Raw genomic sequence first — 13931 nt, 5'->3', positions numbered from 1 at the left:
AGCACCGAACAGCACGACAGTCTGAAGAGCACCGAACCACAAAGGAGTGGGAAGTGAGCGGAGAGCACCTGAAGGCTCAGGCGCGACGTGTGGTGTCCGGCCTCGATGCCGAGGGCAGGTCGGCGATCGTCGCCGACGGACCGACCCCGACGCGGATGGCGGCGCCGGGCTTCACGGTCATGGACGTGTGGCAGTTCGACAGTCTTCCGGCGCGTGTCGACGGGCCCAACACCCTCGGCACGGACGCGGTCATCGCCCCGCCGCCCGAGGGCCTCGTGGTCCGGCTGGCCAGCTTCCCGCCGGACAGCGAGTTCGACGCGGCCGACTACGCCGCGTCGCTCGACGCCTTCGGTGGCGGCGACTCCCACGACGGTGACACCAGTGAGGCCGGCGGGGTCTGGCACCTCACCGACACGGTCGACGTCGTCACGGTCATATCCGGCGAGCTGCATGCCGTCACCGAGACGGGGGAGACCCTCCTGAAGCCGGGTGACACCTTCGTGACGCGCGGCGTCAAGCACATCTGGAGCAACCGGACCACCGAGCCCGTGGTGATCGTGGCGACGATGATGGCGGCCAAGCGATGACGATGCGCGGTGTGGTGTTCAAGGGGAACCGGGAGCTGGAGGTCAGGGACTTCCCGGACCCGACTCCCGGCCCCGGTGAAGTGGTGGTCGAGATCAAGGCCTCCGGTCTGTGCGGCAGTGACCTGAAGTTCTACCGCGACCCGCCCGAGGCCGCGCTGAAGGCCCTCGGGTTCAAGGACTTCGCCTCGCGGGGCATGGCTGAGGTCCCCGCGATCATCGCGGGGCACGAGCCCTGCGGCGTGGTGGCCGAACTCGGCCCGGGCGTCGATCCCCGGAGCTTCAAGGTCGGGGACCGGGTCATGGTCTTCCACTACAAGGGATGCGGACACTGCGACCTGTGCCGCACCGGGTGGAGCCAGATGTGCCCCCAGGGGGCCACCATCTACGGCGCCACCGCCCACGGCGGTCACGCGAACTTCATGGTCACGCCCGCCGAGACCCTCGTCCGCCTGCCCGAGGAGATCAGCTTCTCGGCCGGCGCCGCCATCGCGTGCGGTACCGGTACGGCGTTCGGAGCGCTCAGGCGCGCGGACGTGACCGCCCGGGACACCGTGTCCGTGTTCGGGCTCGGACCGATCGGCCAGTCGGCCATCCAGTTCGCCTCGGCCATGGGTGCCGAGGTGATCGCGGTCGACATAGCCGCCGACCGGCTCGCCCGGGCAGGTGAACTCGGCGCTCACCACGTCATCGACTCCGGTGAGACCGACGCCGTGGCCGCGATCAGGGAGATCACCGGCGGCAGGGGGGCGACCGTCTCCGTCGAGTGTTCCGGCGCCCCCACGGCACGGGTCGCGGCGACGCGCTCCCTCGGGCCGTGGGGCCGGGTGGCGCTGGTCGGTCTCGGCGGCGACATCACCCTGGACGTGTCGCCGGACATCATCATCAAGCAGATCTCGCTGATCGGTTCCTACACCTTCTCCAACGTGGGACTGGGCGAGTGCGCCAGGTTCGTGGCCAAGCACGGCATCGACGTGGACCAGCTGTTCTCCGACCGCTGGAACATCGAGGACGCCGACGCGGCCTACAAGGAGTTCGACAAGCAGGTGCGGGGCAAGGCCGTCATCGAGTTCTGACCGGCCGGTCCACGGGATCAGGACGGCCGCCCGGAACCGGCCGTCCTGGTCCGCCCGCCCCACAACCGATCGGTACCGACAGGCCGCCGTACGGCGGCGTGCAGAAGGAGTCTCGTGAGCACGTCAGAAGCGCTTGAAGTCCAGGCAGTGTCCGCCGGGTTCAAGAGGCTGCTCGATGACCGGTGGAGTTGCCGCGCCTATCAGCCCGGCCAGGTGCCCGACGACGTGATCGCCGAGATGCTCCGGATCGCACAACGCACCGCGTCGTGGTGCAACACCCAGCCGTGGCAGGTGTATCTGACGAAGGGCGAGGCGACCGGGCGGTTCGCCCGGAGTCTGACCGAGCACGCGAAGACCCATGAGCAGGTCTCGGACCTCGACATGCCCGCGGGCTACCACGGCGTCTACAAGGATCGTCGGCGCGGGGCGGGTTACGCGTTGTACGCCAGTCTGGGGATCACGCGCGAGGACTGGGACGCCCGCGAGGCGCAGCGGCTGCGGAACTTCAGGTTCTTCGGCGCCCCGCACGTCGCCGTGATCACCACCGACCGGGACCAGGGCGTGTACGGGGCGGTGGACTGCGGCGGTTATGTCGCGAACTTCATCAACGCCGCCACGTCCCTGGGAGTCGCCACGATTCCGCAGGCGGCGATCGCGATGCACGCGGACCACGTGCGTGAGTTCTTCGAGATCCCCGAGGACCGGCTGATCGTGTGCGCGGTGTCCTTCGGCTACGCCGACACCGAGCATCCGGTCAACCAGTTCCGCACCAGCCGTGCGGAGGTCGAGGACGCGGTCGTGGTCGTCGACCACTGACCGGACCGCGTCGAACAGGCGGGCGGGAGCACCCGGACACCCCGGGGCTCCCGCCCGTCACGCGTTCTCAGACGCGGTCGGCGCGCTGGACCCGCTCGGCGAGGAAGTCGCGGAGCCGGGAGGTGAACACGTCGTTGTCATCACCGGTGATCATGTGCCCCGCCGCGACCTCGACCAGGCGCGCCGAGGGCACGAGTTGGAGCAGTTCGTTCGCCGCCTCGGCGGTGACCATGTCCGACCGGCTGCCGCGGACCAGCATGGTCGGAGCGGACACGTTGCCGGCCGCCCGGAGCAGCCTGTCGACGGCGAAGTTCTGCTCGTCCGTGCTGGCTTCGAGGAACCGCGGGTCCCAGTGCCAGTACCAGCGGCCGTCGGCGCGCTGCCGCACGTTCTTCCTGAGCCCTTCGACGTTGCCCGAGCCGCGGCGGCGGGGACTGTAGGCGTTCACCGCCTCCGCGACCTCCTCCAGCGAGGAGAATCCGTCCGGGGCGCCGGCCATGAACGCGCGCACCCTGGCCTGGCCGGCCGCGTCGACGCGGGGCGCGATGTCGACCAGAACCAGTCCGGCCGTCGTGCCGGGGCGTTCGCCCTCCGCGACGAGCGCGGTCCGCCCGCCCAGGGACGCGCCGACCACCACGGGCGGCCGGCCGATCGTGTCCACGACGGCGTACAGATCGCTCGTGATGGAGATGTTCCTCCGCAGCCACGCTGCCTCCGTGGGTTGATTCGCCGGCCGTCATCGCCAGATCCGACATTATATATATGCGCTTTGGTCCAGGTCGGGATCGGGCGACCTGCTCAAGATCGGCCGCGCGTGCCGGAGCCCGAAGGTGCAGACCGCCGCCAGGAGGCACAGCGCGGACAGGTAGATCCTAAAGGCGGACGCCCCGAAGGACTCCGTCATCGAGGGCGCGATCAGAGGCGAGACGCTGCCGCCGACGACCGTGCCCAGGTTGTACGAGACCGCCGACGCCGAGTACCGGTACCGGGTGTGGAACTGCTCCGGTAGGAAAGGGCGACGGGCGCCGCAGGGCCGATCAGCGCGGGATGTTCTCGGTGTGATTCATGGGGCCTCATCCGTGTGCTTCGTCGAACAGGGAAGAGCCCCTTGAGCCGCTGTACCGTATATTAAATATTTATGGAGTTCAAGACTCCCGAGGACTCCCGGCTGCGGCCTGAACGATCGTATATTTCCTGCGAGTTGGCCCGTTCCCTCTGTCGGGAGGACGAGTAATGCGCAGCTGGTCCGAGATGGTCGCCTACCACGCGGCGCGCAGACCGGACGCCCTCTTCGCGCGGGACGAGACGGAGGGAGCGACCTACGCGGAGATGTCCGGCCGGCTGGCCCGTCGTGCCACCTGGCTCGCCGAGCATGGCGTCGAACCGGGGTCCCGCGTCGCGCTGCTGGCCCGCAACAGTGTCGCGCTGGTCGAGGCCCTGCTGGCCTGCCACCACCTGGGCGCGGTCGGGGTTCCGCTGAACCACCGGCTGTCCGCCGACGAGATCGCGTACCCCGTCGGGCACAGCGGGAGCCGACTGCTCGTGGTGGAACCCGAGTTCCGCGAGCTCGCCCGCCAAGCCGTCGCAGACCGTCCGGATTCGCCCGGGGTCGCCGTGCTCCGGCCCGCCGCCGAGTCCGGGACCGACCGTCTCGCGCCCGCGGCACCCGTGGAGGTGGGGCCCGACGACGTCTGCCGGATCATGTACACCTCCGGCACGACCAGCAGGCCCAGGGGCGTCGCCCTGACGAACCGCAACATCCTCGTCAAGTGCGTCGCGCAGGCACGCGAGTTCGGCCTGAGCTACCGGGACCACGGCCTGGTCGCGGGACCGCTCTTCCACATCGCCGCCCTGGACGTGACGCTGACGAACGCGGCGTACGTGGGCGGTTCCGTCCGGCTGCTGCGCGGGTTCGACGCCGACCGCGTGCTGGAGCACCTCCGCGACGACGGCGTGACCCATGTCTGGCTCGCACCGGTGATGATCCGCCGGGTGCTCGAAGCGGCCCGGCGGGACGGCCTCGTCCTCGACGAGGGACCCCGGCTGATGATCGGCGGCGGCGAGCCGACCCCCGTGGAACTCATGGAGCGGATCGCGACGGTCTTCCCGAACACCTGGTACGCCAATGTCTACGGGCTGACCGAGACCAGCACGGGGGACACCGTGCTGCCACGCTCGCAGGCGTCGGTGCGCCCGGCGAGCGTGGGACTCACGGTCGCGGAGTCGACCGTACGGGTCCTCGATCCGGAGGGCCGGCCCGTCGCGCCGGGCGTGCGCGGCCAGGTGGCCATCGGCGGGCCGAAGCTGAGCCAGGGGTACTGGCAGGACCCGGCGGCGACGGCGGCGAGCAGGCACGAAGGGCTGTTCCTGACCGGCGACGAAGGCTATCTCGACGACGAGGGCTACCTGTTCATCACCGGACGCTTCAAGGACGTGATCATCTCGGGTGGCGAGAACATCGCCGCCGCCGAGGTGGAACGCGTGCTCGTGACGCACCCGGCGGTGGCCGAGGCCGCCGTGGTGGGCCGGCCCGACCCGCGGTGGGGAGAGGTCGCCGTGGCCTTCGTCGTGGCGAGACAGGAAGTCCCGCTGGAGGTCGCCGACCTCGACGGGCACTGCCGGGAGAGACTCGGGCCGCTGAAGACGCCCAAGGAGTACCGGCTGCTGCCGGAGCTGCCCCGGACAGCCATCGGAAAGACACACAAAGCCCGGCTGCGAGAGCTCCTGGGCCGCGCGGAGAGGGCGCACAGATGATGAAGCCGTGGGCCGAGGCCACTGTCCTCGACCTCTTCGAGTCCGCCGTACGCGCCCGGCCGCGCGGTGAGGCGGTGGTCTGCGGGACGGAGCGCCTCAGCTACGAGGAACTCGGCGCCCGGGTCGACCGGTTCGCCGAGGGGCTGCGGCAACTCGGCCTCACCAGGGGCGACCGGATCGCGGTGTGGATGGTCAACCGCACGGAATGGCTCGTCACCTACTTCGCGGTGGCCCGGCTCGGCGCGGTCCTGGTCGCGCTGAACCCCCGCTACACCGTGGACGAATGCCGGCACGTCCTCGACGCCTCCCAGGCGAAGGCCGTCGTCATGCAGGACGGCTTCCGGCGGCACGACTACCTGGCCGCGCTCCGCTCGCTCTGCCCCGAGATCGACCGGGTCGGACCCGGCCGGTGGTCGAGCGTCGCCGTGCCGAGCCTGCGCGAGGTCGTCGTGGTGGGCGACGCAGGCGCGCGGGGGACGCGCTCGTTCTCCGAGGTCGTCGAGAGCGGCCGCCGGTCGATCGACGCCGGTGAACCCGTACCGACGGCCGACGCCGACCCGGACGACACGTTCCTGCTCCTGTTCACCTCGGGGACGACATCGCGCTCCAAGGGGGTGATGCTGAGCCATCGCAACATCGTCGCCAACAACTTCCTGAGCGGGGAGCGGCAGCGCCTGACCCCGGACGACCGGATGCTGTTCGTGCTGCCGCTCGCCTCGGCGTTCAGTTGCGCCCACGGGCTGATCGCGATCCTCAGCCACCACGGCACGTTCGTACTGCTGGACTCCTTCTCGCCGTCGGACTGCATGCGCCTGATCGAGCGGGAGCGGTGCACGACCATGTACGGCGTGGGCTCGATGTTCCAGGACATCATCGACGCGCCGGAGCGGCCGGACCACGACCTCGGCTCGCTGCGCACGGGCGTCGGCATCCTGACACCCGAGATGGCGGAGGCCGTCCGGGAGGTACTGGGCGTCCCCGAGTACCACAACGGCTGGGGCATGACCGAGTCCGGCGGGGTCAGCACCATGACGACCGTCGCCGATCCCGTCGCGATCCGCACGGGCACCGTCGGCACACCGCTGCCCGGAGTGGAGCTCAAGATCGCCGATCCGGTGACCGGTGAGAGGGTCGCCGAAGGCGCGGCCGGAGAGGTCCTGGTGCGGGGCACCGCCGTCACCCGGGGGTACCACCAGGACCCGGAGGCGACCGCCGCGCTGATCGACGAGGACGGCTGGCTGCACAGCGCCGACCTCGGCCGGCTGCTGCCCGGCGGCTACCTGGAGTACCTCGGGCGTCTCAAGGACCTGATCAAACCGAACGGGTTCAGCGTGTCCCCGGCGGAGATCGAGGCGGTGCTGTCCACGCTGCCCGGCATCAGGGCCGCCGCGGTCGTCGGGGTGCCCGACCGGCGGACGATGGAGGCGGTCTTCGCCTTCGTCGTCCGCGATCCGGCTGCGGAGGTACCGCTCGACACCGACGCCGTGCGGGAGCACTGTGCCGGTCTGCTCGCCGGGTACAAGATCCCCCAGTACGTCGAGTTCATCGAGGACGACCTGCCCCGCAACGACCTCGGAAAGGTCCTCAAGAACCGGCTCCGCGAGGACGCGGAGCGGCGGGTCTCGTCGGGGGCCGCCGGACAGCGGTACCCGCGGGCGAGGACGAGCGCATGAGCGGGCCCCTGGAAGGCGTCCGGGTCCTGGAACTCGCCGGCCTGGGACCGGCCCCGCACGCCGGAATGCAACTGGCGGACATGGGGGCCGACGTCGTACGCGTCGTCCGGCCGGGCGCCGCCGCCCACGAACGCGCCGGAAACGCGCACGTGCAGCGCGGGCGCACCGTCGTCGTCGCGGACCTCAAGGACGAGGGTGCCCGCCCCGGTCTGGCCGGTCTCGTCCGCCGGGCGGACGTGCTGATCGAGGGCTTCCGGCCGGGGGTGGCCGAGCGCCTCGGGCTGGGGCCCCGGGAGTGCCATGCGCTCAATCCGGGCCTCGTGTACGCGCGGGTGACGGGGTGGGGGCAGGACGGGCCGCTGTCCGGGCGCGGCGGGCACGACATCAACTACATCGCCCTGACCGGCGCGCTGCACGCCATCGGCACGGCCGACGAGCCGGTGCCCCCGCTGAGCCTGGTGGGCAACTACGGCGGTGGCTCGATGTTCGTCGTCACCGGCGTGCTCGCGGCACTGCTGCGGCGGACCCGCACCGGACGGGGCGACGTCGTGGACGTCTCCACCGTCGACGGCACCTGCGCCCTCCTCCAGCCGATCCTCGAACTGCGCGGAAGACAGGAGTGGTCGGACCGCCGGCAGGACAACCTGCTCGACGGCGGACGCCCCTACTACCGCACCTACGCCTGCGCCGACGGCCGGCACATGGCCGTCGGCGCCATCGAGCCGAAGTTCTACGCGAACCTGGTCGCGGGACTGGGTCTCGCGGCGGCGGATCTCCCCGCGCAGGACGACCCCGAGGGCCGCCCGGCTCTGGCGAAGTCGTTCGCCGACGCGTTCGCCCGGTATCCCCGCGAGCAATGGGAAGAGGTCTTCCGCGACCTCGACGCCTGCGTGACACCGGTTCTCTCCTTCGCCGAGGCCGCGGCACATCCGCATATCGAGGCGCGGCGCACGCTCGTGGACGGCCCCGAGGGCCTGGTCGCGACCGGCGCGCCCCGCTTCGCGTCCGCGTCCGGCACCGGCGCGCCCACCCCACCGGTCTCCCGGACGGCGACCCTGGCGGAGGCGGTCGAGGCATGGCAGAGCTGACCGGGCACAAGGGAGACCGTCCCCTGGCGGCGGGAAGGTGGCCCGGCCCGTCACCCGGTGGCGCGGACACCGGGGCGCCGCTGCACGGGATACGCGTGCTCGACTTCTCCGCGTTCCTCCCCGGCCCGTTCGCCTCGCTGGTCCTCGCCGAGGCGGGCGCCGACGTCGTACGCATCGAACCCCCGGGCTCCGGTGATCCGCTGCGGTCCCTCGAACCGCTGCTGGGGCCGGGGCGGGTCGGCGCGATGTACGCGATGCTCAACCGCGGCAAGCGCGTCCTCGCCGCCGACATGGCCGACCCCGGGGACCGGGCCTCGGTCCTCCGGCTCGCCTCGGCCGCCGACGTGGTGATCGTCCAGGAGCGCCCGGGTGCCGCCGAACGCCGGGGACTCGGCCACGCCCAGCTGAGCCGGACGAACCCCGGGCTCGTCCACTGCGCGATCACCGGATACGGCTCGTCCGGCCCGCACGCCGAACGAGCCGGGTACGACCTGGCGTTCATGGCGGACTCGGGGCTCCTCGGCGCCGCCCTGTCCCCGGCGGGCGTCCCGGTACTGCCCGCCACGAGCGTGGCCGACATCGCCGGCGGCACCTACCCCGCGCTGATCAACATCCTGCTGGCCCTGCACCGGCGAGAACGCACCGGGCGGGGGAGCGCGCTGGAGATCTCCATGACGCACAACCTCCAGGCCCTCGGCTACCGGCATTTCGTGCGGCGCCAGGCACACGGCTCATGGCCCGACCCGCGCGAGGACTTCCTGGGCGGCGGCAGTGCGCGCTATCACCTCTATCCCACCGCCGAGGGCCGGTTCGTCGCGGTGTACGCCCTGCACGATCGCTCATGGGAACGGCTCGTCACCGTGCTGGGGCTGACCCCGGACGCCACCGGGGACAGCAACGGCCGTGACGCGGTCGGGCTGTTGACCGACGTCTTCCTCCGGCATCCGGTCACCCACTGGCGGGACGTGTTCGCCGCCACGGGCGTCAAGGCGACGGTGGTGTCCCACTTCGGGGAGGCCGAACAGGCCGGACTCATCGACACCGACTCCGCCGACCGGGTCCGTTGCGGGGACGACGAGGTCGGCACCCTGCCGAGCATCGTCGCCCCCTGCCTGCGCCGTCCGCCCGGCACGCTGAACTGCCCCGACTTCGCCGAGCTGGACCAAGGAGTGTGACAGCTATGGACGCCGACGCCGTCGGAATGACCAGCCCCCCGTTCACGATGCTCGTGGAACTCGGCAAAGTCCGCGAGTTCCACCGGGCGGTCGCAGCGCCCGGTCCCATGGCCTCGCCCGACGACACGCCCTGCGTCCTCCCGACCTTCCTGTGCACCCAGGACCTCTGGCACGACGGGTCGGCCGACCCTCTCGCCATGTCGGGGCTGGACGTGAGCCGGGGACTGCACGCGGAGCAGGAGTTCGTCTTCTTCGGCCCGCCTCCTCGCGCCGGAAGCCGCCTGACCTGCGTGACGAGGATCGAGGAGGTCTTCCGCAAGTCCGGACGCCGGGGCGGTGACATGACCTTCATGGTCGCCGTCACCGAATTCCGGGACGGGCGGGGCCGGTTGGTCGCCGAGTCCCGCAAGACGTCCGTGGAACTGGGAGAGGGGCACGCGTGAACGCGCGGGACATTCCCGTGCGCCCGGACCCCCTGGTCGTCGGGCCGGTGACCCGTACCGACTTCGTGAGGTACCAGGGCGCGTCCGGGGACATGCAACCGGTCCACCACGACGAGGAGTTCGCCCGGCGGGCCGGGCATCCCGGCCCGTTCTCGGTCGGCATGTACCAGGGCGGCGTACTGGGCGCGTGGGTGGCTGGGTGGTTCGGCGCCGAGAACGTGCGGCACTTCCGCCTGCGGTTCAAGGAGCGGGTCTGGCCGGGGGACGTGCTGACGTGCACGGGCGAAGTGGCCGCGTGGCGGCGCGGCGACGAAGGTCTGGAGGTCGACCTGGAGCTGCGTTGCACCCGGCAGAACGGTGACGTGGCCGTGGAGGGCCGGGCGATGTGCGTGGTGCCCCGGGCCCGGAACGGATGAAGGGCAGCGGTCAGGCGGTGGCGGGGGGAGTGCCGAGGACGAGTCCGTACGCGCGCCGGGAGACGTGGCCGGTCAGGTCGATCGTGATGGCCTTCTCCTCGGTGAACTCGTCGAGCGCGTCGGGGCCGAGTTCCCGGCCGTTGCCGCTCTGCTTGTAGCCGCCGAACGGCATGTGTTCCGAGATGTTGTGCCAGTCGTTGATCCACACGCTGCCCGCCTGGAGCCGGCGGGCGACGTCGAGCGCGCGCTGGACGTCCTGGCTCCAGACACCGGCGGACAGCCCGTACTCGGTGTCGTTGGCGATCTTGACGGCCTCGTCGAGGGAGTCGTAGCGCAGCACGGACAGGACCGGGCCGAAGATCTCCTCGCGGGCGATGCACATGTCGTTGGTGACGTCGGTGAAGACGGTCGGCTCGACCCAGAAGCCCTTCTCGAAACCGGGTCCGCCGGGGCTGGTGCCGCCGTGGGCGAGGGTGGCGCCCTCCTCTTGCCGCGCTCGATGTAGCCGAGGACGCGGTCGCGCTGGACGGCGCTCATCACGGGGCCGATGTCGGTGGCGGGGTCCAGCGGGTTGCCGATCTTCAGCGTCTTCAGGCGGGCGATGAGCCGCTCGACGAACTCGTCGTGCAGCGAGGTGGGCAGCAGCAGCCGGGTGCCGGACTCGCACGCCTGGCCGGCGTGCAGCAGGAAGGCGTAGAGGGAGCCGTCGACGGCCGCGTCCAGGTCGGCGTCGTCGAGGACGATGTTGGGTCCCTTGCCGCCGAGTTCGAGGGTGACCTTCTTGATGGTGTCCGCGGCGGTGCGCATGACCTCCCGGCCGACCTCGGTGGAGCCGGTGAAGGACACCTTGCGCACGTCCGGGTGGGCGACCAGGTGGGACCCGACGGTCTCGCCGTCTCCGGTGACGACGTTGTAGACACCGTCGGGCAGGCCCGCGTCCCGCAGCATCACGGCGAGTTCGAGCTGGGCCGTCGGGGTCTTCTCGTCGACCTTGATGACCACGCTGTTGCCGGCCGCGAGCGCCGGGATCGCCTTCCAGGCGCCCAGGACCAGGGGGAAGTTCCACGGCACGATGCCCAGGCAGACCCCGATGGGCTCCCGGCGCACGAGCTGGGCGTTGAGGACCTGGCCGCTCACCGGGCCCGGCCGCTCCCACTGGTAGGCGCGGGTCAGGTCGGCGAAGTGCTGGATGTGCATGAGCGGGAAGCCGACGCTGATCGCCCGGGACAGCCGCAGCGGGAAGCCGCATTCGCGGGAGCCGAGTTCGGCGAGTTCGTCCATCCGGCTCGCCAGCGTGACCAGGACCCGGTCCAGGACCGCGGCCCGCTCCACCGGTGGCGTGTCGCGCCATGTCCCTTCATCGAACGACCGCTTCGCCGCCGCGACGGCCGCGTCCGCGTGTGCCGCCGAACCGCTTCGGCGGCTTCCGACCGACGTTATGAGGCGACAACACCCTTGAGCGGCCAGGAAATTGGACACCGCGAGCGCGTGGCTCCGTCGCTGAGCGACCGGTCCGCGAAAGCGCAGATGTTATATAATGTTTCCAACAGATTTCATGGCATGCGACATCGAGCGGGACCGGCCGATGTGTCCGGCGAGAAGAGGTGGCTCGCGTTGTCCAGAACCTCCCGGGAGACTCACGCCGGACCGGCACGGCCCGAGATCGAGTCCTCGTGGGCCAGGTCGCGGCTGAACGGCTTGCGTCAGGACGGCAGTCCGGGACTCCGGCAGGGGACCGTCGCGGGAGTGGGCGGTCTGACGCGCGCGGCCGGTCCGGTGATGGAGCGGGTGAGGGCCGAACTCGACGACACGCCCTTCGCCTTCGTCCTCGCCGACCGCAGCGCACGGATCGTCGACATCCGCTGCTCGGACAGGGCGCTCGGCGACCTCGGCATCGTGCCGGGTGTCCGGTTCGGCGAGGACGAGGTGGGCAGGAACGCCATCGGTACCCCGGCGGAGACCCGGCAGGGCCTGTTCGTGCGCGGGGACGAGCACTTCCTGGCCGCGTTCCACGACTTCGCCTGCTACGGGCATCCGATCGTCCACCCCCTCACCCGTCGGCTCGAAGGCGTGGTGAACATCGGCGGCCGCGCGGGGGACGAGCACCGCCTCTTCTCGCCGCTGGTGCGCCGAGTCGTACGGGACATCGAGGACCGCCTCCAGCTCGACGCGTCCGGCGCCCAGCGGAAGTTGCTGGCGGCGTTCCAGACGGCGGCGCGCTCTCCCCGGCGCCCGGTGCTGGTGGTCGGGCACGGGCTCGTGCTGGCCACGCCCTCCGCGCTGGACCTTCTGGAACCCGCCGATCACGCGGCCGTGCAGGCGTGCGCCGAGGGGATGCGCGGCGGGGGCGAGGCGACCCACCGGCTGACCCTGGCCTCCGGCCGGACGGTCCGGCTGAGGTGCGCGCCGGTCGACGGGGTGGAGGGTGCGCTCGTCGACATCCTCCCGGAGCAGGAGGGCCGTCGCGGCACCCGCGGCCCCGGCCCCGCGGAGGGACGGCCGCTGCTCGTCGTCGGTGAACCGGGCAGCGGCCGGACGACCGAGGCGCGGCGGGCCGTGGGACCGGGGGCGGTCGTTCTCGACGCGACGGACGTCGTCCGGCAGGGCGAGCGGGCGTGGGCCGCGAGCCTGGTGGAGCTCCTCGAGGCCGAGGGGCCCGCGGTGGTCGTCGAGAACGTCCAACTGCTCTCCGAGCGGCTGACGTCGCTCCTTGCCAGATGCCTGCGTGGTGTCCGGCGTGAGACGGTGCTGACCGTCACGCCGGGCGATCACCTGGACGGAGCCCACGCCCCGCTGGTGGCCCTGTGCGGCGCCCGCCACGATCTGGTGCCCCTGCGCCGGCGCAGGCACGACATCCCCGGACTGGCCCAGCGCATGCTCGCCGAGACGAGCGGCACCGGACCCCGGCGGCTCACGGTCGACAGCTCGCGCGTGCTGGCGGCGCAGCCCTGGCCGGGAAACCTGGCCGAGCTGCGCCGCGTCGTCCAGGCCGTCGCCAGGACCCGTTCAGCCGGTGACATCATCCCCTCGGACCTGCCCGCCTCCTACCGCGAGGCACCGGCGCCGACGTCACCCTTCCGGCAGGCGGAACGGGAGATCATCGTCGAGGCCATCAAGGCCGCCGGGAGCAACAAGCGTCAGGCGGCACGCGCCCTCGGGATGAGCCGGTCCACGCTGTACAACCGGATGCACGCGCTGCACATCCACTGAGCCGGCGGAACCGGCGCCCGCTACTTCGCGGCGTGGATGTGCGGGACGGGGTGCGGGATCTTCTGATCCGTGGGGAGGTTGTCGATGACCATCTCGCCGGCGAAGATCTCGATGAGGTACCCGTCCGGGTCGGCGGCCATGAAGATGCTGAGCGGTCCCAGGCCGACCGGCTCGAACGCCACCTCGAAGCCGGCCGCCGCCAGCTCCTCCCGTGCGGCCTGGACGTCGTCGACCTCCAGGACGAGCGGCGACCATCCGGGGCACGAGGGGACGGGCAGGACCTCGCTGTTCATGAGGATGACGCGGCGTCCTCCGGTCTCGTCCTCCAGGAGCACCTCGGTGATGTCCGGGTCGGTGAAGTTGAACCGCGCGACTTCCCGCAGGCCGAACACGCCCGCGTAGAACGCGAGAGAACGATCGAGGTCGCTCACCACGACCTTGCAGCCGTAGAAGCGTCCGTTCATCAGGTACATCTCCGTCCGAGCAGCGGAGAGTCCGCGGGCGTGCTGTCGGCCGACCGTGGACCCCGGCCACGTCCGTGGCCCGTCGCGCCAGTCCACCCACCGGGGACACCTGCGAGGAAGACCCGTGCGCGGAAGTGTCCAGGAAGCTGGACACCGGATGTCCCGGCGGGAAAAAGAGGGCTGGAACCGCGTCCGCAGAGCTGACTCTCAGCGTTGATACATGATATACGAT

At 71.2% G+C, this 13931-nt stretch carries 12 protein-coding genes and 1 pseudogene; 10 read left to right on the top strand and 3 right to left on the bottom strand.

From position 1 onward, the window contains the following. Positions 1 to 53 precede the first annotated feature (53 nt). The 3 genes from E5083_RS07140 to E5083_RS07130 all read left to right on the top strand — a co-directional run bounded on the left by E5083_RS07140 (position 54) and on the right by E5083_RS07130 (position 2476). Complete coding sequence (locus E5083_RS07140; RefSeq protein ID WP_135784744.1) at positions 54 to 587, top strand: cupin domain-containing protein; 534 nt, start codon at positions 54 to 56, stop codon at positions 585 to 587. Further along, on the top strand, positions 584 to 1660 hold the full coding sequence (locus E5083_RS07135) for a zinc-dependent alcohol dehydrogenase family protein (RefSeq protein ID WP_244317409.1): 1077 nt from the start codon (positions 584 to 586) through the stop codon (positions 1658 to 1660). Before E5083_RS07140 ends, E5083_RS07135 begins: the two co-directional genes overlap by 4 nt. A gap of 114 nt (positions 1661 to 1774) precedes the next feature. Next, positions 1775 to 2476, top strand: coding sequence for a nitroreductase (locus E5083_RS07130; RefSeq protein ID WP_135784743.1), 702 nt, complete (start codon positions 1775 to 1777; stop codon positions 2474 to 2476). 67 nt (positions 2477 to 2543) lie between these two features. Here E5083_RS07130 and E5083_RS07125 read toward each other — a convergent pair whose 3' ends face one another. Further along, positions 2544 to 3149 (bottom strand): alpha/beta fold hydrolase, encoded by a 606-nt coding sequence (locus tag E5083_RS07125; protein WP_279632451.1) that lies wholly within the window; start codon positions 3147 to 3149, stop codon positions 2544 to 2546. Between the two features lie 560 nt (positions 3150 to 3709). Between E5083_RS07125 and E5083_RS07120 the strand changes: the two genes are divergently transcribed. Genes E5083_RS07120 through E5083_RS07095 form a run of 6 tightly spaced genes read left to right on the top strand, consistent with a single transcriptional unit; the run spans position 3710 to position 10025 of the window. After that, positions 3710 to 5230 carry a class I adenylate-forming enzyme family protein gene (locus tag E5083_RS07120; RefSeq protein WP_135784741.1) on the top strand — a complete coding sequence of 507 codons (1521 nt, stop codon included), beginning with the start codon at positions 3710 to 3712 and terminating at the stop codon, positions 5228 to 5230. Then, the gene (locus tag E5083_RS07115) at positions 5227 to 6903 is read left to right on the top strand and encodes an AMP-binding protein (protein ID WP_135784740.1); all 1677 of its coding nucleotides are present in this window, start codon (positions 5227 to 5229) and stop codon (positions 6901 to 6903) included. The genes E5083_RS07120 and E5083_RS07115 overlap by 4 nt, the downstream gene beginning before the upstream one ends. Next, entirely contained in the window at positions 6900 to 7991 is a 1092-nt protein-coding gene (locus E5083_RS07110) for a CaiB/BaiF CoA transferase family protein (RefSeq protein WP_135784739.1), read from the top strand. Before E5083_RS07115 ends, E5083_RS07110 begins: the two co-directional genes overlap by 4 nt. Beyond that, positions 7979 to 9166 (top strand): CaiB/BaiF CoA transferase family protein, encoded by a 1188-nt coding sequence (locus tag E5083_RS07105; protein ID WP_135784738.1) that lies wholly within the window; start codon positions 7979 to 7981, stop codon positions 9164 to 9166. Before E5083_RS07110 ends, E5083_RS07105 begins: the two co-directional genes overlap by 13 nt. 5 nt (positions 9167 to 9171) lie before the next feature. Beyond that, positions 9172 to 9609 carry an FAS1-like dehydratase domain-containing protein gene (locus tag E5083_RS07100; protein WP_135784737.1) on the top strand — a complete coding sequence of 146 codons (438 nt, stop codon included), beginning with the start codon at positions 9172 to 9174 and terminating at the stop codon, positions 9607 to 9609. Further along, a complete protein-coding gene (locus E5083_RS07095; RefSeq protein WP_135784736.1) occupies positions 9606 to 10025 on the top strand; it encodes a MaoC/PaaZ C-terminal domain-containing protein in 420 nt (139 codons plus the stop codon). The genes E5083_RS07100 and E5083_RS07095 overlap by 4 nt, the downstream gene beginning before the upstream one ends. 10 nt (positions 10026 to 10035) lie before the next feature. Here the strand turns inward: E5083_RS07095 and E5083_RS07090 are convergent. Then, a pseudogene (locus E5083_RS07090) lies at positions 10036 to 11504 on the bottom strand (aldehyde dehydrogenase family protein). Between the two features lie 267 nt (positions 11505 to 11771). On the opposite strand from E5083_RS07090, the gene E5083_RS07085 reads away from it, so the two are divergent. Continuing rightward, positions 11772 to 13235, top strand: a complete 1464-nt coding sequence (locus tag E5083_RS07085) for a sigma-54-dependent Fis family transcriptional regulator (RefSeq protein WP_244317408.1) — start codon at positions 11772 to 11774, stop codon at positions 13233 to 13235. 20 nt (positions 13236 to 13255) lie between these two features. On the opposite strand, the gene E5083_RS07080 is transcribed toward E5083_RS07085, so the two are convergent. Next, positions 13256 to 13699: a VOC family protein gene (locus tag E5083_RS07080; protein WP_167513481.1), complete on the bottom strand. Its 444-nt coding sequence runs from the start codon at positions 13697 to 13699 to the stop codon at positions 13256 to 13258. Between the last annotated feature and the right edge of the window lie 232 nt (positions 13700 to 13931).

Origin of the sequence: Streptomyces bauhiniae, from assembly GCF_004784475.1 — a bacterium.
Lineage (GTDB): Bacteria > Actinomycetota > Actinomycetes > Streptomycetales > Streptomycetaceae > Streptomyces > Streptomyces seoulensis.
Note: the sequence above shows the minus strand (reverse complement) of the source record. Positions and strands in the feature narration are given on the sequence as shown.